The organism is Halomonas sp. B23F22_10 (assembly GCF_043496975.1).
Classification (GTDB): domain Bacteria; phylum Pseudomonadota; class Gammaproteobacteria; order Pseudomonadales; family Halomonadaceae; genus Halomonas; species Halomonas smyrnensis.
The window spans coordinates 559,882-585,873 of sequence record NZ_JBIEKF010000001.1 but is presented as its reverse complement, the minus strand read 5'-3'; the positions used below and the strand labels follow the sequence as shown (position 1 = coordinate 585,873).

The 25,992-nt window shown below is 67.2% G+C and carries 23 protein-coding genes and 3 tRNA genes; 10 read left to right on the top strand and 16 right to left on the bottom strand.

Features of this window, described 5'->3' with window-relative positions; translation table 11 throughout:
• Positions 1-25 precede the first annotated feature (25 nt).
• Complete coding sequence (locus ACGTNF_RS02620; RefSeq protein ID WP_394600319.1) at positions 26-460, bottom strand: DUF1289 domain-containing protein; 435 nt, start codon at positions 458-460, stop codon at positions 26-28.
• Between the two features lie 332 nt (positions 461-792).
• Between ACGTNF_RS02620 and acnB the strand changes: the two genes are divergently transcribed.
• The 3 genes from acnB to ACGTNF_RS02605 all read left to right on the top strand — a co-directional run bounded on the left by acnB (position 793) and on the right by ACGTNF_RS02605 (position 6,031).
• A complete protein-coding gene (gene acnB / locus ACGTNF_RS02615) occupies positions 793-3,396 on the top strand; it encodes a bifunctional aconitate hydratase 2/2-methylisocitrate dehydratase (RefSeq protein WP_394600318.1) in 2,604 nt (867 codons plus the stop codon).
• A gap of 194 nt (positions 3,397-3,590) precedes the next feature.
• Positions 3,591-4,076: a ribonuclease E activity regulator RraA gene (rraA, locus tag ACGTNF_RS02610; RefSeq protein ID WP_152478781.1), complete on the top strand. Its 486-nt coding sequence runs from the start codon at positions 3,591-3,593 to the stop codon at positions 4,074-4,076.
• Between the two features lie 62 nt (positions 4,077-4,138).
• Positions 4,139-6,031, top strand: coding sequence for a glycerophosphodiester phosphodiesterase family protein (locus ACGTNF_RS02605; protein ID WP_394600317.1), 1,893 nt, complete (start codon positions 4,139-4,141; stop codon positions 6,029-6,031).
• Positions 6,032-6,035: 4 nt separating this feature from the next.
• Here the strand turns inward: ACGTNF_RS02605 and ACGTNF_RS02600 are convergent, their stop codons facing one another.
• The 3 genes from ACGTNF_RS02600 to ppsA all read right to left on the bottom strand — a co-directional run bounded on the left by ACGTNF_RS02600 (position 6,036) and on the right by ppsA (position 9,890).
• Positions 6,036-6,536, bottom strand: coding sequence for a hypothetical protein (locus tag ACGTNF_RS02600; RefSeq protein WP_394600316.1), 501 nt, complete (start codon positions 6,534-6,536; stop codon positions 6,036-6,038).
• 278 nt (positions 6,537-6,814) lie between these two features.
• Positions 6,815-7,375, bottom strand: coding sequence for an anti-virulence regulator CigR family protein (locus ACGTNF_RS02595; protein ID WP_394600315.1), 561 nt, complete (start codon positions 7,373-7,375; stop codon positions 6,815-6,817).
• 142 nt (positions 7,376-7,517) lie between these two features.
• On the bottom strand, positions 7,518-9,890 hold the full coding sequence (gene ppsA / locus ACGTNF_RS02590) for a phosphoenolpyruvate synthase (protein ID WP_394600314.1): 2,373 nt from the start codon (positions 9,888-9,890) through the stop codon (positions 7,518-7,520).
• 231 nt (positions 9,891-10,121) lie between these two features.
• On the opposite strand from ppsA, the gene ppsR reads away from it, so the two are divergent.
• Complete coding sequence (gene ppsR / locus ACGTNF_RS02585) at positions 10,122-10,955, top strand: posphoenolpyruvate synthetase regulatory kinase/phosphorylase PpsR (protein ID WP_394600313.1); 834 nt, start codon at positions 10,122-10,124, stop codon at positions 10,953-10,955.
• 40 nt (positions 10,956-10,995) lie between these two features.
• On the opposite strand, the gene ACGTNF_RS02580 is transcribed toward ppsR, so the two are convergent.
• The 9 genes from ACGTNF_RS02580 to ACGTNF_RS02540 all read right to left on the bottom strand — a co-directional run bounded on the left by ACGTNF_RS02580 (position 10,996) and on the right by ACGTNF_RS02540 (position 19,814).
• Complete coding sequence (locus ACGTNF_RS02580; protein WP_394600312.1) at positions 10,996-12,255, bottom strand: CaiB/BaiF CoA transferase family protein; 1,260 nt, start codon at positions 12,253-12,255, stop codon at positions 10,996-10,998.
• 56 nt (positions 12,256-12,311) lie between these two features.
• Positions 12,312-13,493: an acyl-CoA dehydrogenase gene (locus ACGTNF_RS02575; protein ID WP_394600311.1), complete on the bottom strand. Its 1,182-nt coding sequence runs from the start codon at positions 13,491-13,493 to the stop codon at positions 12,312-12,314.
• 159 nt (positions 13,494-13,652) lie between these two features.
• A complete protein-coding gene (locus ACGTNF_RS02570) occupies positions 13,653-14,897 on the bottom strand; it encodes a uracil-xanthine permease family protein (protein WP_394600310.1) in 1,245 nt (414 codons plus the stop codon).
• 205 nt (positions 14,898-15,102) lie between these two features.
• The gene (upp, locus tag ACGTNF_RS02565; RefSeq protein ID WP_016854703.1) at positions 15,103-15,732 is read right to left on the bottom strand and encodes a uracil phosphoribosyltransferase; all 630 of its coding nucleotides are present in this window, start codon (positions 15,730-15,732) and stop codon (positions 15,103-15,105) included.
• 226 nt (positions 15,733-15,958) lie between these two features.
• Positions 15,959-16,645 carry a uracil-DNA glycosylase gene (ung, locus tag ACGTNF_RS02560; protein WP_394600309.1) on the bottom strand — a complete coding sequence of 229 codons (687 nt, stop codon included), beginning with the start codon at positions 16,643-16,645 and terminating at the stop codon, positions 15,959-15,961.
• A 2-nt stretch (positions 16,646-16,647) separates the two neighbouring features.
• Positions 16,648-17,127, bottom strand: a complete 480-nt coding sequence (gpt, locus tag ACGTNF_RS02555) for a xanthine phosphoribosyltransferase (RefSeq protein ID WP_026068398.1) — start codon at positions 17,125-17,127, stop codon at positions 16,648-16,650.
• Between the two features lie 4 nt (positions 17,128-17,131).
• Entirely contained in the window at positions 17,132-17,677 is a 546-nt protein-coding gene (locus ACGTNF_RS02550; protein ID WP_016854700.1) for an adenine phosphoribosyltransferase, read from the bottom strand.
• A gap of 21 nt (positions 17,678-17,698) precedes the next feature.
• The gene (locus tag ACGTNF_RS02545; protein WP_016854699.1) at positions 17,699-19,003 is read right to left on the bottom strand and encodes an NCS2 family permease; all 1,305 of its coding nucleotides are present in this window, start codon (positions 19,001-19,003) and stop codon (positions 17,699-17,701) included.
• Between the two features lie 181 nt (positions 19,004-19,184).
• Positions 19,185-19,814: a riboflavin synthase subunit alpha gene (locus tag ACGTNF_RS02540; protein WP_394600308.1), complete on the bottom strand. Its 630-nt coding sequence runs from the start codon at positions 19,812-19,814 to the stop codon at positions 19,185-19,187.
• A gap of 443 nt (positions 19,815-20,257) precedes the next feature.
• Between ACGTNF_RS02540 and ACGTNF_RS02535 the strand changes: the two genes are divergently transcribed.
• The 4 genes from ACGTNF_RS02535 to msrC all read left to right on the top strand — a co-directional run bounded on the left by ACGTNF_RS02535 (position 20,258) and on the right by msrC (position 23,388).
• Positions 20,258-21,307 carry a methionine ABC transporter ATP-binding protein gene (locus tag ACGTNF_RS02535; protein WP_026068396.1) on the top strand — a complete coding sequence of 350 codons (1,050 nt, stop codon included), beginning with the start codon at positions 20,258-20,260 and terminating at the stop codon, positions 21,305-21,307.
• Entirely contained in the window at positions 21,288-21,941 is a 654-nt protein-coding gene (locus ACGTNF_RS02530; protein ID WP_016854696.1) for a methionine ABC transporter permease, read from the top strand. The genes ACGTNF_RS02535 and ACGTNF_RS02530 overlap by 20 nt, the downstream gene beginning before the upstream one ends.
• 99 nt (positions 21,942-22,040) lie before the next feature.
• Positions 22,041-22,850 carry a MetQ/NlpA family ABC transporter substrate-binding protein gene (locus tag ACGTNF_RS02525; protein WP_394600307.1) on the top strand — a complete coding sequence of 270 codons (810 nt, stop codon included), beginning with the start codon at positions 22,041-22,043 and terminating at the stop codon, positions 22,848-22,850.
• A gap of 82 nt (positions 22,851-22,932) precedes the next feature.
• A complete protein-coding gene (msrC, locus tag ACGTNF_RS02520; RefSeq protein ID WP_394600306.1) occupies positions 22,933-23,388 on the top strand; it encodes a free L-methionine (R)-S-oxide reductase MsrC in 456 nt (151 codons plus the stop codon).
• Positions 23,389-23,522: 134 nt separating this feature from the next.
• On the opposite strand, the gene ACGTNF_RS02515 is transcribed toward msrC, so the two are convergent.
• From ACGTNF_RS02515 to ACGTNF_RS02505, 3 genes are all read right to left on the bottom strand, one after another.
• Positions 23,523-23,599, bottom strand: a tRNA-Val gene (locus ACGTNF_RS02515).
• Between the two features lie 23 nt (positions 23,600-23,622).
• A tRNA-Val gene (locus ACGTNF_RS02510) sits at positions 23,623-23,699 on the bottom strand.
• Positions 23,700-23,720: 21 nt separating this feature from the next.
• A tRNA-Val gene (locus tag ACGTNF_RS02505) sits at positions 23,721-23,797 on the bottom strand.
• 251 nt (positions 23,798-24,048) lie between these two features.
• Between ACGTNF_RS02505 and ACGTNF_RS02500 the strand changes: the two genes are divergently transcribed.
• Together ACGTNF_RS02500 and ACGTNF_RS02495 are read left to right on the top strand one after the other, a co-directional pair.
• A complete protein-coding gene (locus tag ACGTNF_RS02500; protein WP_394600305.1) occupies positions 24,049-24,807 on the top strand; it encodes a DeoR/GlpR family transcriptional regulator in 759 nt (252 codons plus the stop codon).
• Positions 24,808-25,131: 324 nt separating this feature from the next.
• Positions 25,132-25,941 carry an MIP/aquaporin family protein gene (locus tag ACGTNF_RS02495; protein WP_394600304.1) on the top strand — a complete coding sequence of 270 codons (810 nt, stop codon included), beginning with the start codon at positions 25,132-25,134 and terminating at the stop codon, positions 25,939-25,941.
• The last annotated feature ends 51 nt before the right edge of the window (positions 25,942-25,992 follow it).

Below are 25,992 nucleotides of genomic sequence, written 5' to 3'. Positions count from 1 at the left end.
GTCCGGCGGTACATGGTCTGGGAAATCAGGAGAGCGAGGCCCGGGCCTCGCGGCGCGCCTCGGCGGCGTCCAGCAGGTCGGCGGCGAGGCGGGCGTGCAGGGTCGCGGCGTCGAGCGGCTCGACGGGCGCCAGGCCATAGCGCGACAGGTCGCGGATACGATCGCGGCCGACCCGCAGCAGCTCCACCGCCCGGGACAGCGGCGGCTGATCGGCGCGAAAGCGAATCCGGTGGCGCACCAGCTGGGCCTCCAGGGCCGCGGCGTCCACCACGCTCAGGTGACGGCCGGCCACCTCGACGCGCAGGGCGTCCAGCTCGGTCATGCGCCGATCACGCGCCTCGCCGTCCAGGGCCGGCCAGTCGCGGATCTCGTCGTCGATACGCTGACAACCGCGGCAGACGCGATCGCCTACCGTCGTCGAACACAGGCCCACACAGGGGGAGGCGATACGCCCCGCCATCGGCCACTCCTCTCCGTTGATGAAAGTCGCACCATGGTAACGCGACGACCGCACACTGGCACCCCGCCGGGCCTCGAACACGACCAGAGACCAAAGTTCGAAGCCCGTCATGGCCGGGATTCTTAACATTGTCGACAGTTTCTCCTAGAATACCGCCACCGTTGACCGTGCCAGGAGCCAGCCAGGCGTCACGCCGATCGGCGACGAATCCCGGGATTCCCGCCACGATCGGTCACCTGTGGCTGGCGACTGTGCGTCGTGCCAAGCGGCTCGTTGCGGCCTCATCGCCGCCGCAGGACGCTCGGCCACTACCAACCAATGAGGGCCACCACGTGCTTGAAGCCTATCGCCAACATGTCGAGGAGCGCGCCCAGGCGGGCGTTCCGCCGAAGCCGCTGAACGCCGAGCAGACGGCTGCCCTGGTCGAACTGCTGAAGAATCCGCCCGCCGGCGAGGAAGAGGCCATCCTCGACCTGCTGACCAACCGCGTGCCGCCAGGCGTCGACGAGGCCGCCTACGTCAAGGCCGGCTTCCTGACCGCCATCGCCCAAGGCGAGGCCGAGTCTCCGCTGATCGACCGCGTCCACGCCGTCAAGCTGCTGGGCACCATGCAGGGCGGCTACAACATCGCCTCGCTGGTCGAGCTGCTTGACGACGACTCGCTGGCCAAGGAAGTGGGCGAGCAGCTCAAGCACACCCTGCTGATGTTCGACGCCTTCCACGACGTGGAAGAGCGCGCCAAGGCCGGTAACGCCGTGGCCAAGGAGATCATCGAGTCCTGGGCCGAGGCCGAGTGGTTCCTGTCCAAGCCGGCACTCGCCGACAAGATCACCCTGACCGTGTTCAAGGTGCCCGGCGAGACCAACACCGATGACCTGTCCCCGGCCCCGGATGCCTGGTCGCGCCCGGACATTCCGCTGCATGCCAACGCCATGCTCAAGAACCCGCGCGACGGCATCGAGCCGGAAGAGCCGGGGGTCACCGGTCCGCTCAAGCAGATCGAGGAAGTGAAGGCCAAGGGTCACCAGGTCGTCTACGTCGGCGACGTGGTCGGCACCGGCTCCTCGCGCAAGTCCGCCACCAACTCCGTGCTGTGGTTCTTCGGCGACGACATCCCCCACGTGCCGAACAAGCGCGCCGGCGGCTTCTGCTTCGGCGGCAAGATCGCCCCGATCTTCTTCAACACCATGGAAGATTCCGGCGCCCTGCCGGTCGAGATGGACGTCGAGAAGCTCGAGATGGGCGACGTCATCGACGTCTACCCGTATGAAGGCAAGGTCTGCAAGCACGGCACCGACGAAGTGCTGACCACCTTCGAGCTCAAGACCCAGCTGCTGCTCGACGAGGCCCGCGCCGGCGGCCGTATCCCGCTGATCATCGGCCGCGGCCTGACCACCAAGGCCCGCGAGTCCCTCGGCCTGGCCCCGTCCGACGTCTTCCGCCTGTCCGAGCAGCCGGCCGACACCGGCAAGGGCTTCACCCTGGCCCAGAAGATGGTCGGCAAGGCCTGCGGCATGGAAGGCGTGCGCCCGGGCATGTACTGCGAGCCGAAGATGACCACCGTGGGTTCCCAGGACACCACCGGTCCGATGACCCGCGACGAGCTCAAGGACCTCGCCTGCCTCGGCTTCCAGGCCGACCTGGTGATGCAGTCCTTCTGCCACACCAGCGCCTATCCGAAGCCGGTCGACGTGGAGACCCACCACACCCTGCCCGACTTCATCATGAACCGCGGCGGCGTCTCGCTGCGTCCGGGCGACGGCATCATCCACAGCTGGCTGAACCGCATGCTGCTGCCCGACACCGTGGGCACCGGCGGCGACTCCCACACCCGCTTCCCGATGGGCATCTCCTTCCCGGCGGGCTCCGGCCTGGTGGCCTTCGCCGCCGCCACCGGCGTGATGCCGCTGGACATGCCGGAATCCGTGCTGGTGCGCTTCAAGGGTCAGCGTCAGCCCGGCGTCACCCTGCGTGACCTGGTCCACGCCATCCCCTACTACGCCATCCAGCAAGGGCTGCTGACCGTCGAGAAGTCCGGCAAGAAGAACGCCTTCTCCGGCCGCGTGCTGGAAATCGAAGGCCTCGAGGACCTCACCGTCGAGCAGGCCTTCGAACTCTCCGACGCCTCCGCCGAGCGCTCCGCCGCCGGCTGCACCATCACCCTCTCCGAGGACAGCGTCAGCGAGTACCTGAAGTCCAACATCACCCTGCTCAAGTGGATGATCGCCAACGGCTACGGCGATGCCCGTACCATCGAGCGCCGCATCCAGGGCATGGAAGAGTGGCTCGAGAACCCGAGCCTGATGCGCGCCGACAAGGACGCCGAGTATGCCGAGGTCATCGAGATCGATCTCGACCAGCTCGACCAGCCGGTGCTGTGCGCCCCGAACGACCCGGACGACGCCCGCCTGCTGTCCGACGTCGCCGGCCAGGACATCGACGAGGTATTCATCGGCTCGTGCATGACCAACATCGGCCACTTCCGTGCCGCCGGCAAGCTGCTCGAGAAGCAGCCCGCGGGCAGCCTGAAGACCAAGCTGTGGCTGGCGCCGCCGACCAAGATGGACCAGCACCAGCTGACCGCCGAAGGCTACTACGGCATCTACGGCCGCGCCGGCGCACGCATGGAAATGCCGGGCTGCTCGCTGTGCATGGGCAACCAGGCCCGCGTCGCCGCCAAGAGCACCGTGGTCTCCACCTCCACGCGCAACTTCCCCAACCGCCTGGGTGACGGCGCCGACGTCTTCCTGGCGTCCGCCGAGCTCGCCGCCGTGGCCGCGGTCGAGGGTCGCCTGCCGAGCGTCAGCGAATATCGCCGCTATATGAGCGAGTTCGACGCCATGGCCGGCGAGATCTATCGTTACATGAACTTCCACGAGATCGAGGAATTCCAGAACGCCGCCTCGAACGTGATCCCGGTGAGCCAGGAAGCCTGATCACCGCCATCGTCACCGATGCTCGCAACATCGCGGGCCCGCCGTAAGGCGGGCCGTCGACGACCGAAGCGCCCCGCCCCGTGCGGGGCGCTTTTTTTGTTGCCCCGTCCGTTCTGCCCCCCCAAGGGGGGACTTTCCTCATCGTCTGGCTGTGGCATCATCGATGGGTTCATCGACCGAGGAGACACCCCGTCATGCCTGCCATCGTCACCCCCGATCTGTGCGATTCCTATCCCGAAGTGGCCGTGCTGGAGCCCATGTTCGTCAACTTCGGCGGCCATGAGACCTTCTTCGGCCCGGTGCGCACCGTCAAGTGCTTCGAGGACAACTCGCTGGTGCGCCAGGCCGTCAACGAGCCCGGCGACGGCGCCGTGCTGGTGGTCGATGCCGGCGGCTCGACCCGCTGCGCCATGCTCGGCGACCGACTGGCCGAACAGGCCGCCGGCAACGGCTGGGCGGGCGTGGTGATGTACGGCTGCGTGCGCGACGTGGACGAGCTGGCCGAGACCGAACTCGGCATCCAGGCCCTGGCCGCCCACCCGCGCAAGAGCGAGAAGCACGGCGAGGGCCAGCGCGACGTGCCGGTCAGCTTCGGCGGTGCGACCATCGAACCCGGCCAGTGGCTCTACGCCGACAACAACGGCATCCTGATCGCCGATGACCGCCTCGCACTGGACTGATCCCCCGCCAGACACGGCGCAGCGGCTTGCCGCCCGAGGGACTCGGCTGGCAGGCTGAGAGCATGCCCCACACGATGCCGACCACGCCTCGCCTGAGCGGCGATGTCCTGCGCAGCCTCAAGCACCATCTGCGCCCGCTGATCGCCTTTCACGCCTTCTTCACCCTGCTCGCCTCGAGCCTGCTGCTGCCGGCGGCGGGCTGGGGCCTGGCCAGCATGCTGGGGCGTCTCGACCGCCCGCTGATCACTCTCCAGGCCCTGCTCGAGGCGCTGTGGACACCGGGCGGGATGGCCTGGCTGCTGGCCACGCTGGCCGTCACCTTCCTGATCCTCTACCTGCAGCAGGCCGGCATGACCCTGGTCGCGGTGCGTCCCCGTGACAACCATCTTCGCCTGGCCGCCGAGGCACTCTGGCACAGCCTGCGCCGGCTGCCTGCGCTGTCCGGCCTGGCGCTGCTCCAGGTCGGCACGCAGCTGCTGCTGATGCTGCCCGTGGCCGGCATCGTGGTGACGCTGCACGGCCGCCTGCTTGGCGACCTCGACCCCTACTATGTCCAGCAGGTGCGCCCCCCGGCCCTGTGGGCCTTCCTCGCCACGATCGCCCCGGTGATACTGGGCTGGGGCGCCCTGGCCGCCGCCCTCTACACCCGCTGGCATCTGGCCCTGCCGGCGCTGATCCTGGAGGGCCTCGGCCCGCTCCACGCCCTGAAGCGCAGCGCGCGCCTGACCCACGGCTGCCGCTCCGGCATCGCGGCATCGATCCTGGTGCTGCTGGCGACGATCCTGGTGCTGCCGCTCGGGGTGGGGGCCCTCTTCGACGCCCTCTTCACCCCGCTGCTGGGCCATCTGCCCGAGCATCGCGAGATCCTGCTGCCCGCCATGCTCGGCTATGTCACCGCCTACGGCCTGGTGACCCTGGCCGCGGTCTTCGTCGGCATCGCCGCCAACGCCTTGCTGGGAAGCTGCCTCTACCTGCGCCTGGCCCATCGTGAACCCCGGCCGCCGGCGCCGCCGTCGGCACACCCCGGGCGCCTGGCCTGGGGCGTGGAGCTGGGCGTTCTCGCCTTCGCCATCGCCCAGGCCTGGTGGGTCGTCCAAGGCAGCACGATCCGCGAGGAGGTCGACAACATCGCCCACCGCGGCAGCTCGATGGTCGCCCCGGAGAACACCCTGCCGGCCATCGAACAGGCCATCCATGACGGCGCCGATCTGATCGAGGTCGATGCCCGGCTCACCGCCGAGGACAAGGTCGTGCTCTACCACGACACCACCCTGTCCCGCCTGGCCGGCGATGATCGTCGCATCGCCGACCTCGAGCACGACGTCCTCGACGGCGTGGACGTGGGCAGCTGGTTCGGCGATCCCTTCGTGGGCACCCGGATTCCCGAGCTCGAGGAGGCCCTGAGGAAGGTCAGGGGGCGAGCCGGACTGGTGATCGAGCTCAAGCCAGATCCCGGCCATGGTCAGCGGCTCGTGGACCGGGTAGTGACGATACTGGAGGCCGAGGCCCGGGCACGGCGAGTCTGTCGCGACCGCGCGTCGGACGGCGTCGGTCGCGCGGCCTGCGGCGAGCCCGATCTGAGCGCGGGAATATGGCTGGCCGCCCAGTCCTACGAGCTGCTCGACGAGGTCGCTCGACGGGCCCCCGGGGTGCGCCGCGTGCTGCTGGCCCAGCTGACGCTACGGGGCGCCCTGCCCCGGCATGGCTACGATGTCCTGGCGCTGCGCCATAACCGCATCGACCAGCGCGAGGTACGGCTCGCCCAGCACCACGGCTATGCCCTGATGGCCTGGACCGTCAACAACCCGACCCGCATGTCGCGGCTGATCGACCTCGGGGTGGACGGCATCATCACCGACCGCCCGGCTTCACTGCGCCGACTGCTGGCCGAGCGGCGGTCGCTGGGCGACGGCGCCCTGCTGCTGCTGAAGCTGCGTCACTGGCTGCGCGACTGATCAGCTAGGCATGACGCCGGCAGCGCCAGCTTGCCAACAGGCCGACCAGCGCCACACCGACCAACGCCATCGCGCCCCAGCCCACGGCCTCCACCAGCTGGCGAAAGGCGTCGGGGGCGTGCTGGGGCCGGGCCACCATGCCATGGTCAACCAGCCGTCCGCCGCCGTACAGGGCGCCGAGCAGCACGGCCAGCGGCCAGGCGCCGCGCAGCGGCGCCAGCGCCACGGTCAGCCGCCAGGGCGGCGATGGCTCCGCCTTCTTGTCGCGGCGCGCGGCATCACGGCGCGATGGCGCCTTCTCCTTTTCCCTGGACGGTGCCCTGCTCGGTGCCTTGGCGGCCACCTGTCTACCCTTCGACGCCCTGGCGGCCGTCTTCTTCCTTCCCCCGGACGGCGTGCGGCGCCCCACATGCGCGCAGGCCCAGCGCAACATCCGCCAGACGGCCCACCCGGAGGTGAAACATACGGTCAGGACCAGCCCGCCCATTACCAGAAAATACGCCATCGGGCGGCTCCTCGAGACAATCAACCGCCCATGATGCCAAAAGGCGCGCCCTCTGTGGGAAACCAGGACAGCTCAGGGGGCCACGATGACCGGTATCGTGGCCCGCGACAGGCCGCCCACCTCCTGCACCTCGCCGTGCTGCCGGTCGGGGCGAAGTCGAAGGGCTCGCTCGGGCGGCACCGGAACACCGCCTCCACCTCGAGGGGATCCACCATGGTCCGTCTCCGTCGTCGTCGGAAACAGCATGGTGGATCCCCGCGAAGGCGGCTCGATGCGGATCAGTCGAGCACGTCGCGGATCACGTCATGGATGATGTCGTTGGTGATGTCGACCAGCACGGCATCGGTGCCGACGCGGCGCCATTCATAGCCATCGTAGTGCGGCAGGTCGCGGCGGATGTCGTCATCGAACCGCTTGGCGATGCCCGGGGGCATGGGCTTGCCGCGGGCCAGATTCTGGCGCACGCCGGGGGGAATCGAGGCGCGGTCCTGATGGGCATAGCGGTCGCGATGACCGTGGAAGATATCGCGGATCAGCGCTTCCTCGAGGCGTGGGGCGTCGCGGCCATCGCGGTCGCGATCCCGACCATCGAAGCCGCGCTCCTCGTGACGCTCGTCATAACGGTCTTCATGGCGTTCCTCGCGGCGCTCCGTACGCTCGCGACCGTGAGCGTTATCGCGCAGCCGCTCGGACTGACCCTGGCCGCCCTGCCCCCCCTTGGCATGCTCCGGCGGCCCGTTACCGTTGCCGGGATTGGCCAGCGCCGGCAGCGCCAAGAGGCCGAGGATCAGGGCGCCGGCCGGCGCCAGGCGATGGAATCGACGCTTCTGTGAGGCCATGACGGGCATCCTCCTTTTGCCTGAATGATGCCCGCAGTCTAACCCCTCTCGCCCCGCCAAGCGTGCAAGGGGCGTGCAGAAACGACGACACCCGGGCCGAGGCCCGGGTGTCGTGTCGTTCACGGTCGCGATCGCGGGACGATCAGCCCAGCGTTTCGCCGGCCAGCATGAACCAGGTCTCCAGTACCGCGTCCGGGTTCAGGGATACGGAGTCGATGCCCTGCTCCATCAGCCACTTGGCGAGGTCCGGGTGGTCGGACGGGCCCTGGCCGCAGATGCCGACGTACTTGCCCTGGGCCTTGCAGGCCTGGATAGCCATGGACAGCAGCTTCTTGACCGCCGGGTTACGCTCCTCGAACAGCCCGGCGACGATGCCGGAGTCGCGGTCGAGACCCAAGGTCAGCTGGGTCAGGTCGTTGGAGCCGATGGAGAAACCGTCGAAGTACTCGAGGAACTCGTCGGCCAGCAGCGCATTGGCCGGCAACTCGCACATCATGATGACCTTGAGGCCGTTGTCGCCACGCTTCAGGCCGTTGGCGGCCAGCAGGTCGATGACGCCACTCGCTTCCTCGGTGGTGCGAACGAAGGGCACCATGATCTCGACATTGTCGAGGCCCATCTCGTCGCGCACGCGCTTGATCGCCCGGCACTCCAGCTCGAAGCAGGCCTGGAAGTCCTCGGAGAGGTAGCGCGAGGCGCCGCGGAAGCCCAGCATCGGGTTTTCTTCGCCCGGCTCGTAGAGTTTGCCGCCGATCAGGTTCTCGTACTCGTTGGACTTGAAGTCCGACAGGCGCACGATGACCCGCTGCGGGTAGAAGGATGCCGCCAGAGTGGAGACGCCTTCGACCAGCTTGTCGACGTAGAAGCTGACCGGATCGTCGTAGCCGGCGGTGCGCAGGTCGATGGTCTGCTGCAGATCCGGCGACAGGGTTTCGTAGTCGAGCAGTGCCTTGGGGTGCACGCCGATCATGCGGTTGATGATGAACTCCAGGCGCGCCAGGCCGACGCCGGCGTTGGGCAGGCTGGCGAAGCTGAAGGCGCGGTCCGGGTTGCCAACGTTCATCATGATCTTGAACGGGATGTCCGGCATCGCATCGACGCTGGTGACGTTGCGATCGAAGGCCAGCAGGCCGTCGTAGACGTGGCCGGTATCGCCCTCGGCGCAGGACACGGTGACATCGCGGCCGTCTTCCAGCACCTCGGTGGCGTCGCCGCAGCCGACCACGGCCGGGATGCCCAGCTCACGGGCAATGATCGCCGCGTGGCAGGTACGACCGCCACGGTTGGTGACGATGGCGGAGGCCCGCTTCATCACCGGCTCCCAGTCGGGGTCGGTCATGTCGGTGACCAGCACGTCGCCGGCATGGATCTTGTCCATGTCCTCGGGGGTCTCGACGACCTTGACCGCGCCGCTGCCGATGCGTTGGCCGATGGCCCGGCCGGTCACCAGGGTGCGGCCCTTTTCCTTGAGCTGGAAGCGCTCGAGCTTGCCGCCCTCCTGCTGGGAGACCACGGTCTCGGGACGCGCCTGGACGATGTAGAGTTTGCCGTCGTCGCCGTCCATCGCCCACTCGATGTCCATCGGGCGGCCGTAGTGCTGCTCGATGATCACCGCCTGGCGGGCCAGGGCCATGACCTGTTCGTCGTCGACGCAGAAGCGCGCGCGGTCGGCCAGCGGCACGTCCACGGTCTCGACCGACTTGCCGGCGCTGGCATCCTCGGTGTAGACCATCTTGATCAGCTTGGAGCCCAGGTTGCGACGCAGCACGGCCGGGCGGCCGGCGGCCAGGGTCGACTTGTGGACGTAGAACTCGTCGGGGTTCACCGCCCCCTGGACCACGGTCTCGCCCAGGCCCCAGGAGGCGGTGACGAAGACCGCATCGCGGTAGCCGGACTCGGTGTCCAGGGTGAACATCACACCGGAGGCGCCGGTCTCGGAGCGCACCATCTTCTGGATGCCGGCGGACAGCGCCACGTTCTCGTGGGCGTAGCCGCGGTGCACGCGGTAGGAGATGGCGCGGTCGTTGAACAGCGAGGCGAACACCTCGTGCACGGCCCGCTTGATGTTGTCGAAGCCTTCGATGTTGAGGAAGGTCTCCTGCTGGCCGGCGAAGGACGCGTCCGGCAGGTCCTCGGCGGTGGCGGAGCTGCGTACCGCGACCTTGAGGTTCGGATGCATGGCGGCGAGCTTCTCGTAGCTCTCGCGCAGGGCGGCCTCGAAGGTCGGCGGCAGCGGGGTGTCGATCACCCACTGGCGGATCTGGGCGCCGACGCGGGCCAGCTCGGCGACGTCATCGACGTCCAGCGTGGACAGCGCCTCGTTGATGCGCTCGTTGAGGCCTTCGTGGGACAGGAACTCGCGGTAGGCGTGGGCGGTGGTGGCGAAGCCGCCGGGCACGGTGACACCGGCCTCGGCCAGGTTGGAGATCATCTCGCCGAGCGAGGCGTTCTTGCCGCCGACGCGCTCGACGTCGTTCATGCCCAGCTTCTCGAACCACTGAATGTAATCGTCCACGAAACCCCCTTAGGATTGGAAACCGACACCGGAAAGTGCATGACGCACCGTCATGAGTGGATGCGAGCGACTCTATCAACGGCCTGCCATATTCGCCATTGGTCTAACAGCTAAGTCACTGAAGGTTTTTTACAACAATTCGCCGATCCGGGCATTTCCTGTAGTCGGCTTGTCTGGCCCCGCGCGAGACTCGACAATGAGGCCATTCCTTCTCCCGCCCGAGCGAGCCCCATGACACGCACCGCCTTCTTCATTTCCGATGGCACCGGCATCACCGCCGAGAGCCTGGGTCGCAGCCTGCTGGCGCAGTTCGAGAACGTCGAGATGCGCATGCTGACCAAGCCCTACATCGACAGCGTCGACAAGGCCAAGCGCCTGGTCGAGGTGATCCAGGCCACCGCGGTCAAGGACGGGAACACCCCGATCATCATCGACACCATCGTCGACCAGGACGTGCGCGACGTGATTCGCACCGCGCCGGGCTTCACGGTCGACATCTTCTCGACCTTCCTCAAGCCCCTGGAGCAGGAGCTGGCCACCCACTCCTCCTACAGCGTGGGCCGCACCCACGCCATCGGCAGCGACGACGTCTACATGGATCGCATCCATTCGGTGCACTTCGCGCTGGACAACGACGACGGCGCCCGCACCCATCAGTACGACCAGGCGGACATCATCCTGGTCGGGGTGTCGCGATGCGGCAAGACGCCGAGCTCGCTGTACCTGGCACTGCAGTTCGGCGTCCGTGCGGCCAACTACCCGCTGACCGAGGACGACCAGGACGAGAACGGCAGCCTCAAGCTGCCGCCGGTGCTGGCCAAGCATCGCCACAAGCTGTTCGGGCTGACCATCGACCCGCGCCGGCTGGCGGCGATCCGCCACGAACGGCGCCCCAACAGCCGCTACAGCTCCATGGACCAGTGCGTGCAGGAGGTGGCCGAGGCCGAGGCACTGTATCGTCGCATGCACATCCCCTACATCGATACCACGCGCTTCTCGGTGGAGGAGATCTCGACCCGGATGATCGCCGAGACCGGCATCAACCGACGCTTCTCGCCACGCTGAACTGGTCTCAGGGAACACCGGGCTGGAGGTCACGGACGCTTCAGCGCACGATATTCAGACGCCGCAGCCGCGCGATCGCCTCGGCGTCCAGGCCCAGCTCGGCGAGCACGGCGTCGCTGTCCTGGCCGAGGCTCGGCGGCGCGCCATTGGAGGTGGCACTCTCGCCGTCGAAGCGCAGCGGGTTGGCCATCTGCGGTACCGACCGCCCATCGGCGAGCGCCAGGGTGCGGCACAGGCCGCGATGGCGCACCTGAGGATCGTCGAAGGCCTCGGTCAGGGTATTGATCGGCCCGGCGGGAATGCCGAGGGCCTCGAGATCGGCCAGCCAGGCATCGCGCCGCCGGGTCAGCAACGCCTCGGCGATCCACGGCACCAGCGTCTCGCGGTGCGCGACCCGAGCGGCATTGGTGGCGAAGGCGGGATCGTCGGCCCATTCCGCCTGCCCGAGCAGCTCGGCCAGGCGTGCGAACTGGGCGTCGTTGCCCACCGTCAGCACCAGGTAGCCGTCGGCGCAGGCGAAGGCCTGGTAGGGCACGATGTTGGGGTGGGCGTTGCCGTGGCGGGCGGGGCTCTCACCCGTCACCCAGGCGTTGAGCGCCTGGTTGGCCAGGGTCGCCAGCTGGACGTCGAGCAGCGCCACATCGATATGACGCCCCTCGGTCCTCGCCTCGCCCTGTTCGCCCTCCTCGCCCCGCTGTCGCTCATGGAGGGCCGCCAGCACGCCGACCGCGGCGTAGAGCCCGGTCATCACATCGGTGATCGCGACCCCGGTCTTCATCGGCATGCCATCGGGCTCGCCGGTCAGGCTCATCAGCCCGCCCAGGGCCTGGATCATGAAGTCGTAGCCGGCGCGGTGGGCGTAGGGGCCGTCCTGGCCGAAGCCGGTGATCGAGCAGCCGATCAGGCCCGGATTCACCGCCTTCAGGCTCTGATGGTCGAGGCCATAACGGGCCAGGCCGCCGACCTTGAAGTTCTCCAGCAGCACGTCGGCGCCGGCGGCGAGCCGACGCACCAGCGCCTGGCCCGCCTCGGTGGCGATATCCACGGCCAGCGACTGCTTGCCGCGATTGGCGCAGAGGTAATAGGCGGCCAGACGCTCGGCGCTCTCCTCGCGGCCTTCCTTACCCTTCTCTTCGCCTTCCAGCCAGGGCGGTCCCCAGCCGCGGGTATCGTCACCGCGCACGGGATGCTCGATCTTGATCACCCGGGCGCCCAGGTCGGCCAGCAGCTGCCCCGCCCAGGGCCCGGCCAGCACCCGGGACAGATCCAGCACCACCACGCCGTCCAGCGGTCCGCTCATTGCGTCCTCCCTCCTCTCGAAGCTGCTCCGGCGTCAAGCCATCGAGGAGTCCTGTATTAGCCGGTGAAGGCCTGAATGCCGGTCTGCGCCCGCCCGAGTATCAGCGCATGGATATCGTGGGTGCCCTCGTAGGTGTTGACCGCCTCGAGATTCATGACGTGGCGGATCACCGGATACTCGTCGCTGATGCCGTTGCCGCCGTGCATGTCCCGCGACTGACGGGCGATGTCCAGGGCCTTGCCGCAGTTGTTGCGCTTGATCAGCGAGATGGTCTCGGGCACCAGCTGGCCGTCGTCGATCATCCGCCCCACCCGCAGCGCGGCCTGCAGCCCCAGCGCGATCTCGGTCTGCATGTCGGCAAGCTTCTTCTGGATCAGCTGATTGGCGGCCAGCGGGCGGCCGAACTGCCGGCGGTCCAGCGTGTACTGGCGGGCGGCGTGCCAGCAGGCCTCGGCGGCGCCCATGCTGCCCCAGGCGATGCCGAAGCGGGCGCGATTGAGGCACGAGAAGGGCCCCTTGAGGCCGGTGACGCCGGGCAGGCAGGCGTCGTCCGAGACCTCCACGTCCTGCATCACGATCTGACCGGTGGTCGAGGCGCGCAGGCTGAACTTGCCATCGATCCTGGGGGCCGAGAGTCCCGCCATGCCCCGCTCCAGCACGAAGCCACGGATCGTGTCCTCCTCGTCCCGGGCCCAGACCACGAAGACGTCGGCGATCGGCGCGTTGGTGATCCAGGTCTTGGTGCCGTTGAGCCGCCAGCCGCCCTCGGTGCGCCGGGCACGGGTCGACATGGCGCCGGGATCGGAGCCGTGATCCGGTTCGGTGAGACCGAAGGCACCGACCCACTCGCCGCTGGCGAGCTTCGGCAGGTAGCGATCCTTCTGGGCCTCGCTGCCGAAGGCGTGAATCGGGTACATGACCAGGCTCGACTGCACGCTCATGGCGCTGCGATAGCCGGAGTCGACCCGCTCGACCTCGCGGGCGATCAGCCCATAGCTGACATAGTTCATCCCGGCGCAGCCGTAGCCGTCGAGGGTCGCCCCGAGCAGGCCGAGCTCGCCCATCTCGGTCATGATCTCGCGATCGAAGCGCTCCAGGCGGTTGGCCTCGCGCACCCGGGGCAGCAGCTGCTCCTGGCAGTAGTCGTGGGCGGTCTGCTGGACCAGTCGCTCGTCGCCGTCCAGCTGATCGATGAGGCGGAAGGGGTCGTCCCAGGTCATGGGAGTGATCTGGCTCATGAGGGCGCTCCGATGAATATCTACATTTTATTAAAATGTAGACCTGAGGAGCACCCTTGCCAAGCCAGACCAAGGGAGATGAAGGGAGGCAACAGGAAGGCGGAAAGCGAGACCGGCCGCCGGCACTGTCGGCCATTCGACAGCGCCGGCGGCGAGGCCCTATTCCTCTTCGGCGCGCGGCAGGATGGCGTTGAGCAGGATACCCACCAGCGCGGCGAGGCCGACGCCCTGAAGGGTGAACTGGCCGCCGCCGAGCTGCATGCCGCCGATGCCGAAGACCAGGATCAGCGACACTACCACCAGGTTGCGCGGCGCGGTCAGCGGCTTGCCGGCGCGGACCAAGGTATTCATGCCGACCACCGCGATGGAACCGAACAGCAGCGTCATGATGCCGCCCATCACCGGGCCGGGAATGGTCTGCAGCACGGCGCCGAGCTTGCCGAGGAACGACAGCAGCACGGCGATCACCGCGGTGACCACCATGATCCGTGGGTTGAAGGCGCGGGTCAGGGTCACGGCGCCGGTGACCTCGGAATAGGTGGTGTTGGGCGGGCCGCCGAACAGCGAGGCCGTGCAGGTCGCCAGGCCGTCGCCCAGCAGGGTGCGGTGCAGGCCGGGCTTGTCCAGGTAGTTGCGGCGCGTCACCGAGCCGATGGCGATCATGTCGCCGATATGCTCGACCGCCGGGGCGATGGCCACCGGGATCATGAACAGCACCGCCGCCCAGTGGAAGCTCGGCGCCACGAACTCGGGCATCGCCAGCCAGGCCGCCTCGCGCACCGGGGTGTAGTCGACCACGCCCATCAGTGCGGCCAGCAGATAGCCGGTGACGATGCCGCCGAGGATCGGGATCAGGCGAATCAGGCCGCGGCCGAACACCGCCAGCACCAGGGTCACCAGCAGGCTGGCCATGGACAGCACCATCGCCCGGCCGTAGCCGATGGCGTCGGTGGTGCCGCCGGTGGCCATGTCCACCGCGACCGGCGCCAGGGCCAGGCCGATCACCATGATCACCGGACCCACCACCACCGGCGGCAGCAGGTGGTGCAGCCAGACGGTGCCCTTGAGGCGCACGATCTGCGAGATCACGATGTAGACCACGCCGGCGGCCAGCAGCCCGCCGAGGGTCGCGGAGACGCCGAAGCTCGCCACCGAGCCCTGGATCGGCGCGATGAAAGCGAACGACGAGGCCAGGAACACCGGCACGCTGTTGCGGGTCACGGCGTGGAACACCAGGGTGCCGATGCCGGCGGTGAACAGCGCCACGTTGGGATCGAGACCGGTGAGCAGCGGCACCAACACCAGCGAGCCGAAGGCCACGAACAGCATCTGGGCGCCGACGATCAGTGTACGCAGGGGGGATTCGGCCGTCGGGGCGGTCGAGGAAGCGGTACTTTCCGTCATCCGAAGTCTCCGTAAGAGCCTGGCAGAAAAACGCCCCTGATCAGGGGCGTTGAAGCAAAGAGTCTATTGTTGAGCGGGCACCACGGCGAGCGACGACCAGACAAGGCAAGAAGCGAGGAAAGAGCGGAGTTTACTGAAGTAAATGAGCATAGTGAGTCGCTTCTTAACGCCGTATGGTCGAGCGCAGCCAGGTGCCGGCCAACAATCAGCGGGTGCCGAAGATCTTGTCCCCGGCATCCCCCAGTCCGGGGACGATGTAGCCGTGCTCGTCCAGGCGCTCGTCCACCGAGGCGGTGTAGATCTCGATGTCCGGGTAGGACGCCTGGACGCGCTCGATGCCCTCGGGCGACGCCACCAGCACGATCACCTTCATGTGCTGGCAGCCGCGCTCGCGCAGCATGTCCAGGGTGGCGACCATGGTGCCGCCGGTGGCCAGCATCGGATCGATGACAATGGCCATGCGCTCGTCCAGCTCGCCGGCGAACTTCGAGAAGTACGGCACCGGCTCGAGGGTCTCCTCGTCGCGGTAGAGGCCGACCACGCTGATCCGCGCGCTGGGAATCAGGTCGGTGACGCCGTCGAGCATGCCGAGGCCGGCACGCAGGATCGGCACGATGGTGGTCTTCTTGCCCTTGAGCTGCTGAACGGGAATCTTGTTGCCGCTCCAGCCGTCGATCTCCTGGATCTCCAGCTCGAGATCCTGGGTCGCCTCGTAGGTCAGCAGCTTGGCCACCTCACCGGCCAGTTCACGGAAACTCTTGGTGCTGATACCGGCTTCGCGCATCAGTCCCAGCTTGTGCTGGACCAGGGGATGCTGGATGGCGTGAACACTCATGGGGCGGACCTCTTCGGGGCGTGGGGATTCGTCGGCAAGCTTAGACGCACGCGGGGCGTGCGCAAATCGCGCGCCATTCTACCCGCAAGCCGCCTCGAGGTTAAGGCGGCCGTTGAACCGCGCCCGTAAAGTCACGATCGTCGAGGAAAAGGCGCGATACAGGGCGACAACATCGTGGGGAAAGGCCGTTTCCGGGCAATGCCTCCCCCCCGGAAACGGTACGGCTTCACTCCGCCGCGGCCGGCAGCTGCCAGTCGATCGGCTCGCGGCCGTGCTCGGCCAGGAAGGCGTTGGCACGCGAGAAGTGGTGATTGCCGAAGAAGCCGCGGTGCGCCGACAGCGGGGACGGGTGCGGCGACTCCAGCACCAGGTGGCGCGAGGTGTCGATCAGCGCCTTCTTCTGGCGGGCGTGGCTGCCCCACAGCAGGAACACCGTGGGGCCGGCCTGTTCGTTGACCGTGGCGATGGCGCGGTCGGTGAACGTCTCCCAGCCCTTGCCGCGGTGGGAGCCGGCGTTGCCCTGCTCCACCGTCAGCGAGGTGTTGAGCAGCAGCACGCCCTGGCGCGCCCAGTGCTCCAGATTGCCGTGGTCGACGGGCTCGAAGCCGACGTCGGCGGCCAGCTCCTTGTAGACGTTGACCAGCGACGGCGGAATGCGCACGCCGGGGCGCACCGAAAAGCACAGGCCGTGGGCCTGGCCCGGACCGTGGTACGGGTCCTGCCCCAGGATCACCACCTTGACCCGATCCAGCGGGGTCAGCTCGAAGGCGCGGAACCAGTGCGAGGAGTGCGGGTAGATGACCTTGTGGGCGGCCTTTTCGGCCGCCAGGAAATCACGCAGCGCCTGCATGTAGGGCGCGGCGAACTCGTCGCCGAGCCAGCGCTGCCAGCTGTCGGGTAGCGGGCCATTCATGGTCAGCGCTTGACCCGATCGGCCAGGGGTTCGACATAGGTCACCCCCATGTCCCAGGGGAACTGGATCCAGCAGTCCTGGCCCACCTCGGTGAGGTACTGGTCGACCAGCGGGCGGCCCTCCGGCTTGGCGTAGACGGTGACGAAGTGTGCCTTGGGCAGCAGCTCGCGCACCTTGCGCGCGGTCTTGCCGGTATCGACGAGATCGTCCACCAGCAGCCAGCCGTCGCCGTCGTGGTCGACGCCCTTCATCACCTCGAGCGCTCCCTGGTCCTGACCCTCGTAGCTCTTGATGCAGATGGTGTCGATCAATCGCACGTTGAGCTCGCGGGCGATCAGCGCCGCTGGAATCAGGCCGCCGCGGGTGATGGCGACGATGCCTTGAAAGTCGCGTTCGACCAGTCGATGGCAAAGCTCGCGCACGTCCCGGTGGAGCTGGTCCCAGGACACGGTGAAGTGCTGGTGATAGCGATGACTCATGATGGCGTCACTCGTCCTCGGTGAAGGAACAGACCGCGAAGACGTTGAAGCCGGCCTCGCGGATACGATCGGCGCCGCCCAGATCCGGGAGGTCGACGATGGTGGACGTCTCTACCACATGGCCGCCGCTGCGGGTGATCAGCTTGGCCGCGGCCAGCATGGTGCCGCCGGTGGCGATCAGGTCGTCGACCACCAGGATGCGGTCGCCCTCGCGGAAGGCGTCGCTGTGCAGTTCGACCTCGGCCTCACCGTATTCCAGCGTGTAGGTCTCGCTGATGGTCTTGAACGGCAGCTTGCCCTTCTTGCGCACCGGCACGAAGCTGCAACCCAGCTCGTAGGCCAGCGGCGCACCGACGATGAAGCCGCGGGCATCGATGGCGGCGATGGCGTCGAGCTCCAGGTCCTGATAGCGGTGCACGAAGCTGTCGATCAGCTTGCGGAAGGCCGAGCTGTTCTGCAGCAGCGGCGTGATGTCACGGAAGTTGACGCCCGGCTGCGGCCAGTCGGGGACGGTGCGGATGACGGACTTGATGTAGTCGCCGTAGATGCTCATCGCGATTCTCGTCGGTCGGTGTCAGTCGAGGAACAGCAGCTTGGCGCTGAAGACCAGCGCCAGCACCACCACGGCCGGGTTCAGATCGCGGAAGCGACCGGACAGGGCCTTGATGGCGGCATAGCTGACGAAGCCCAGGGCGATGCCCTCGGCGATGGAAAAGGTCAGCGGCATGGCCAGCGCCGCGATCAGCACCGGCGCCGCCTCGGTGGCGTCATCCCAGTCGGCGTGCGCCAGGCTGCCCGCCATCAGCACCGCCACATAGAGCAGCGCCCCGGCGGTGGCGTAGGCCGGGATGGAGCCGGCCAGCGGCGAGAAGAACAGGCTGATCAGGAACAGCACGCCGACCACCACGGCGGTCAGGCCGGTACGCCCGCCGGAGATGATGCCGGCGGTGGATTCGATGTAGCTGGTGGTGGTCGAGGTGCCGAGCGCCGCGCCGGCCATGGAGGCCCCGCTGTCGGCCATCATGGCGCGACCGATGCGCGGCAGCTTGCCGTTCTCGTCGAGCAGGCCACCACGGTGGGCGACGCCGATCAGGGTGCCTGAGGTGTCGAACAGGTCGACGAAAAGGAAGGCAAACACCACGCTGATCATGGCCACGTCGAAGGCGCCGGCCACGTCGAGCTGCATCAGCGTCGGCGCAACGGAGGGCGGCATGGAGACGATGCCGCCGAACTCGTTGTGGCCGAGCAGCATCGACAGCACGGTGACGCCGAGGATGCCGATCATCACCGCGCCGGTGACGCGCAGATGCGACAGCGCGGTGATCACGAAGAAGCCGAGCAGCGCATAGAGGGCGGCGGGTTCGGAGAGATCGCCCAGCGCCACGTAGGTGGCCGGATTGGCGACCACGATACCGGCGTTCTTCAGCGCGATCATGGCCAGGAACAGGCCGATGCCGGCGGCGATCCCCAGGCGCAGCGACATGGGAATCGCGTTGATGATCCACTCGCGGATGCGGAACACGCTGAGCAGGAAGAAGGTGAAGCCGGACAGGAAGACCGCCCCCAGCGCCGTCTCCCAGGCATAGCCCATGCCCATTACCACGCCATAGGTGAAGAAGGCATTGAGGCCCATGCCGGGCGCCATGGCGATGGGATAGTTGGCCCACAGGCCCATGATGAGACAGCCCACCGCGGAGGCCACGCAGGTGGCGACGAATACCGCGCCGTAGTCCATGCCGGACTCGGAAAGGATGCTCGGGTTGACGAAGATGATGTAGGCCATCGTCAGGAAGGTGGTGATCCCGGCGATGATCTCGGTCTTCACGTTCGTGCCGTGTTCGGCGAGCTTGAAGTGACGTTCGATCAGGCTTTTCTGCATGGAGAAGTCGTCCTGTGCGGCGCGTGGCGTCCTGCTGGGTGCGAGAAAAGCCGCACATGGTAGCGGATGGCGCCCCGGGAATCGAGGCGCCATCCGCTAGCGACAATGCGGCACGGCCTTCAGAGGTATAAGGGATGGCCGGAGCGCTGGCCAGCGGGCTGGCCAACGCACACTGAACGCCTCAGGCCCCGCGCGAGGCCATGACCCGCTCCACCGTCTCGACGATGGCCTGGGTCTGGGGATCGATCTCGATGTTGACGTGATCGCCCGGCACCCGGTCGGCGAGCACGGTCCGCGCCAGGGTCTCGGGGATCAGATCGACGCAGAACCGCGGGCCGTGATCGGCGGTGGCCGGGCGCGCCTCGCCGATGGTCAGGCTGGCCCCGTCCACGCCGATGTAGCCCTTGTCGAACACGAAGCGACCCAGGGTCTCGGGCAGCTCGAACCACAGCCGACGGTTGTTGGGTGCCTCGTCGAGCGACACCAGTTCGGCGGTGGCGATGACGTGGCCCGACATGGCATGGCCGCCGATCTCGTCGCCGAAGCGCGCCGCACGCTCGACGTTGACCCAGTCGCCGACGGCCAGCTCGCCGAGATTGGTGACGCGCAGCGTCTCGCGCATCAGGTCGAAGCTGACGCGCTCGCCGTCGATCGCGGTGACGGTCAGGCAGACCCCGTTGTGCGCCACCGACGCACCGATCTCCAGTCCCTCGCCCAGCGCCCCCGGCAGGCGCACTACATGGGTGCGAAAGGCCTCCGCCTCCTCAATGGCCACCACCTCGGCCATGCCCTGCACGATGCCTGTGAACATGTGCTGCTCTTCCTCTCGTGTCGTACCGCCCGGACGGGCGAAAAGGCGATCAGTGTAGGAAAAGGCGGCACCTGGCGTCCATGGCGGCGTCGGTGGGCCACGGATCCGAACGCCCCCCCTACCCACCCCTTTCGCCAGACGTTTTTCCTGTCTCAGGCGTTTTTCTGGGCATTCTCACCACCACCCCGGCCAGAGAACGCCAACTTGGACCAAATGGTTTGACATACACCCGTTCGAACCCTAGGATACGCGCACATTTTGACGGCGCCGATTTGGACCCGGATTGCGGGCGCCGCTGACGCATGGTTCTCGAGCCGTGCGCTCAGGAAGTGCAGCTAAAAGGGTGTGTCCAGCGTTGATGGCCACCCGTCAGGGTGGCCTTTTTTTTGACCGCTCGCCGGCTGACGGCCCGCCCCGCCCCCGGCGCCACCCCGGTGGCCCAGATGATTCGACTCCAGAACGTATCCAAGACCTATTTCACCAAGGGCAAGCGCGACGGCGTCGAAGCGCTCAAGCCCGTTGACCTGCACGTACCCCAGGGGCAGATCCACGGCGTGATCGGCCTGTCCGGCGCCGGCAAGTCGACCCTGATCCGCTGCGTGAACCTGCTCGAGCGCCCCACAACGGGCACCGTCACGGTGGACGGCCAGGAACTGACCGGCCTGTCCCGCGATGCGCTCAACCAGGCGCGCCATCGCATCGGCATGATCTTCCAGCATTTCAACCTGCTGACCTCACGCACCGTCTTCGACAACGTCGCCCTGCCGCTGGAGCTGATGGGCGTGAAGAAGGCCGAGATCCGCGAGCGCGTCACGCCGCTGCTGGAACTGGTCGGCCTGGCCGACAAGGCCAGCCACTATCCGGCCCAGCTCTCCGGCGGCCAGAAGCAGCGCGTGGCCATCGCCCGGGCGCTGGCCAGCCGCCCGCGGGTGCTGCTGTGCGACGAGGCCACCTCGGCACTCGACCCGCACACCACCGGCGCCATCCTGGAGCTGCTGCAGGACATCAACCAGAAGCTCGGCCTGACCATCCTGTTGATCACCCACGAGATGGAGGTGGTCAAGACCATCTGCCATCGCGTCAGCCTGATCTCCGGCGGCGAGCTGGTCGAGGAAGCCGACGTCGGCGACTTCTTCACCGCTCCCGGCACCCAACTGGGGCGCGACTTCCTCAACGACTTCCTCGAGCTCGAGCCGCCGCGCACGCTGGTCGAACGCCTCGAGGAGTCGCCCGGCGCCAAGACGCATCCGGTGGTACGACTGGCCTTCTCCGGCGATGCCGTCTCCACGCCGCTGATCTCGCGACTGGCCCGCGAATGCGGCGTCGACGTCAGCATCCTCCAGGCCAAGGTGGAATCGATCCAGGATCGCACCCTCGGCCTGATGATCGCCGAACTGATGGGCGACGCGGACGACACCCGCCGCGCCATCGCCTACCTGGAAACCCATGACCTGAAGGTGGAGGTGCTCGGCCATGTCCAGCGCGATGATTGAACTGATTCTCGAGGCCACCCTCGACACGCTTTACATGGTGGCAATCTCCGGACTGATCTCCGCGGCGGTGGGCATCCCGCTGGGCGTGCTGCTCAACGTCACCCGGCCCCGCCAGGTGCTGGCCCAGCCGGCGCTCAACGGCGTGCTCGGCATCATCACCAACGTCGGCCGCTCGGTGCCCTTCATCATCCTGATGGTGGCCATCATTCCCTTCACCCGCGCCCTGGTCGGCTCCTCCATCGGCACCAACGCCGCGGTGGTGCCGCTGACCATCGCCGCCATTCCGTTCGTGGCGCGGCTGGTCGAAGGCGCGCTGAACGAGATCCCGCCGGGCCTGGTGGAAGCCGCCCAGTCCATGGGCGCCACGCCCTGGCAGATCATCACCCGGGTACTGCTGCCCGAAGCCCGCGGCGGCATCTTCACCGCCCTGACCGTGACCATCGTGACCCTGATCAGCTACTCCGCCATGGCCGGCGCGGTAGGCGGCGGCGGCCTGGGCGACCTCGGCATCCGCTACGGCTACAACCGCTTCAACCCCACCATCATGCTGATCACCGTGGTGATCCTGGTGGTCATGGTGCAAGGCTTCCAGAGCCTGGGGGACTATCTGGTGCGCAAGAGCGATCACAAGTGAGCGCATCGACTAGATAACCAGATAGCATTACACATCTCGTTTTTATACCTTTATAGTAGTGGACGAACCTCACGTCAGCTTCGACAGGGAGACATCGATATGCGCAGCATCCTGATCGGCGGCCTCGCCGCTTCCGCCCTGGCCCTCGCGATCGGCCAGGCCAACGCCGACGAGCACGGCATCAAGATCGGCACCGTGGCCGGCCCCGAAACCGATGTCATGCAGGTCGCCGCCGACGTCGCCGAGCGCGAGTACGGCCTGGACGTCGAGATCGTCGAGTTCACCGACTACGTCACGCCCAACGCCGCCCTGGCCGACGGCAGCCTGGATGCCAACGCCTACCAGCACGAGCCGTACATGCAGTCGATGATCGACGACCGCGGCTACGACTTCGCCATCGCCGGCCACACCTTCGTCTACCCGATCGGCGCCTACTCCGAGAAGTTCGACAGCATCGACGCGCTGCCGGACGGTGCCACCATCGCCCTGCCCAACGACCCGACCAACGAAGGCCGCTCGCTGATCCTGATGCACGAGCAGGGCCTGATCACCCTGGACGACCCGTCGAACCTCGAGGCCACCCCGCTGAACGTTGTCGAGAACCCGCATGACTTCGACTTCCGCGAGATCGAGGCCGCCCAGCTGCCCCGCGTGCTGCCCGACGTGGACATGGCCTTCATCAACAACACCTTCGCCCAGCCGGCCGGCCTGAGCCTGGACGACGCACTGATCAAGGAAGGCCCGAACTCGCCCTACGTCAACCTGATCGCCGTGCGCGCCGGTGACGAGGACCGCGAGGAGATTCAGCAGCTGGTCGACGCCTACCAGAGCGACGACGTGGCCGCCAAGGCCGAGGAGCTGTTCGGCGGCGCCGCGGTGCCGGGCTGGACCGAAGACGAAGCCAAATAAGGCGCACGATCGCGCCATGGTGCGCGATCACGCACCGATGAGGCCGGCCCATGGGCCGGCCTCCGTCGTTGAAGGAGAGATCATGACCGACTATGCCCTGCTCGCCCGCCAGCTCGACGCCCTGCTGGACACCCGCGACTGGCTGACCAACAGCGCCCAGACCTGCGCCTTCATCATGCAGCAGGTGCCCGAACTGAACTGGGTCGGCTTCTATCTGCAGCGCCGGCCGGAGGTGCTGTCGCTCGGCCCCTTCCAGGGCCAGCCCGCCTGCCATCCGATTCCATTCAGCAAGGGCGTATGTGGCGCCGCGGCGCGCTCCCGCGAGACGCAGCGGGTCGAAGACGTCCACGCCATCCCCGACCACATCGCCTGCGACGCCGCCTCCCAGGCCGAGCTGGTGATCCCGATCGTGGTGAACGACCGTCTGTGGGGCGTGCTCGACCTGGACAGCCCGACGCGCGGCCGCTTCGGCGCCGACGATCAGGCCGGCCTCGAGGCGCTGGTGAAGGTGTTCACCGAGCGCAGCGATCTCGACTAGAGGCCTGCTCCGCCCGGCGGCCACGACTGCCGCCGGGCGGAAGCGCATCGCTCCAGCACCACCGAGCCGCAGACAGCCACAGGCACAACGAAAAACGCCCCGAAGCGTGAGCCTCGGGGCGTTTTTACGGAATCTGGTAGGACCAGGCGGATTTGAACCGCCGACCTCCACGATGTCAACGTGGCGCTCTAACCAACTGAGCTATGGTCCTGCTGTCGATGTCGCGGTGCGCGATGGTAGGACCAGGCGGATTTGAACCGCCGACCTCCACGATGTCAACGTGGCGCTCTAACCAACTGAGCTATGGTCCTGCTATCGATGTCGTGTCGCGATGGTAGGACCAGGCGGATTTGAACCGCCGACCTCCACGATGTCAACGTGGCGCTCTAACCAACTGAGCTATGGTCCTACATTGCTGTTTGCGGCGATCTGTGCCGTGACAACGGATGCGTATTCTACGGACCCCGCGGAAAAATGCAAGCCCTTGAGTTCGCCGAATGATTCCCCGATTCGAGCCCCTACCACCTCCGCCCCGAAGCCTCTCTCGAGCGACGCCGCGCATCCCCTTCACGGCGACACGACCTCACTCGCCAAGGGCCCGGCGCTTCCTTTACGATCATGGCCAGTTTTCGACGAATCCGGCCTCAAGGGAACCACGGAATGCAACAACCACAACGACATGACGCCATCGTCGAACTGATCCAGCGCCAGGGCTACGTGAGCATCGAGCAGCTGACCGACCACTTCTCGGTCACCCCCCAGACGATTCGCCGGGATCTCAACACCCTGGCCGGCGAGGGCCGCGTGCGCCGGGTCCACGGCGGCGCCGGGCTAGAATCGAGCACGGTCAACGCCTCCTACGCCACGCGCAAGACGCTCAACCTGGAGGCCAAGCGTCGCATCGCCGAGGCAGTGGCTCGCCAGGTCCCCCACCACGCCTCGCTGTTCATCAACATCGGCACCAGCAACGAACTGGTGGCCGAGGCGCTGCTCGAGCACCAGGGGCTCGAGGTGATCACCAACAACCTGAACGTGGCCGCCACCCTGCACCACAAGGAAGACTTCACCGTCATCGTCGCCGGCGGTCAGGTGCGGTCGCGGGACGGCGGCATCATCGGCGAGGCCACCATCGACTTCATCCACCAGTTCAAGGTCGACATCGGCCTGATCGGCATCAGCGGCATCGACGAGGACGGCTCGCTGCTGGAGTTCGACTATCAGGAAGTCCGCGTGGCCCAGGCCATCATCCAGAACTCGCGCCAGGTCTTCCTGGCCGCCGATCACTCCAAGTTCCACCGCAACCCCGTGGTCCGCCAGGGCAATCTCTCCCAGCTCGACGCCCTGTTCACCGACCGCGAGCCGCCCGAGGCCATCCTGGCGCTGCTGCGCGAGCACGAGGTGGCGCTGCACATCCCCTGAGAGCCTACCCGCCGCCTCTTCGGCGCCCTAAATGTTCGATTTCAATCATTAGCCATCACGCATCCATTCTGCCGGGCACCGGCCCCGGCGGCCTCTCTCGTTAACGCACGCTCCCACCATCGCCCCGCCCGGCATGATTCAGCAAACACCCACCTATCGCACCACCAAAGTCGTAGCCCTCATCCGCCTCAGGCGCCTTGCCTGCCCTGGCGGGCTCCACTAGCATTATTTTCGATAACGAAAACAAAAGAACAAAAGAGGCGAATTCGAACATGAGGTTCGGGTTGCCGACGACAACGACAACACGCCAAAGGAGACTCGCTCATGACACCCTTTCTCGGTGAACTGCTCGGCACCATGCTATTGATCATCTTCGGCGGCGGCGTCGTCGCCGGCGTGGTCCTCAAGGGCTCCAAGGCCGAAGCCAGCGGCTGGCTCGTGATCACCTTCGGCTGGGGCCTCGGCGTGGCCATGGCCATCTATGCCGTTGGCCGCTTCAGCGGCGCCCACATCAACCCGGCGATCACCCTCGCCCTGGCGACGATCGGCGAATTCCCCTGGCGCCAGGTGCCGATCTATCTGCTGGGCCAGTTCATCGGCGCCTTTCTCGGCGCCGTGGTGGTCTGGCTGCACTATGCCCCGCACTGGCGCGCCACCGAGGACGCCGGCGCCAAGCGCGCGGTGTTCTGCACCGACCCCGCCATCGCCAATGCCCCGGCCAACCTGCTCAGCGAGATCATCGGCACCTTCGTGCTGGCCCTGGGCGTGCTGGCCATCGGCGCCAACGACTTCACCGAAGGCCTGAACCCGCTGATCGTCGGCCTGCTGGTGCTGGCCATCGGGCTGTCACTGGGCGGCACCACCGGCTATGCCATCAATCCCGCTCGCGACTTCGGCCCCCGGCTGGCCTACGCCCTGCTGCCCATCCCCGGCAAGACCGGCGCCAACTGGCGCTACGCCTGGATTCCGGTGCTCGGCCCGATCATCGGCGGCATCGGCGGCGGGCTCTTCTATCAGCACGTGGTGGTCGAAGGCAGCCTGACGGTGCTGGCCGTGGCGCTGGCGGCCGTGCTGCTTTACCTGGTGGTCGGCGCCCTCGCCGGCCGACGCACCGCCTCGAGCCACCACGGCTGATTTACCGTCACGCTCTCGATACCGAACGACAATAAATCGATCCACGCCAAG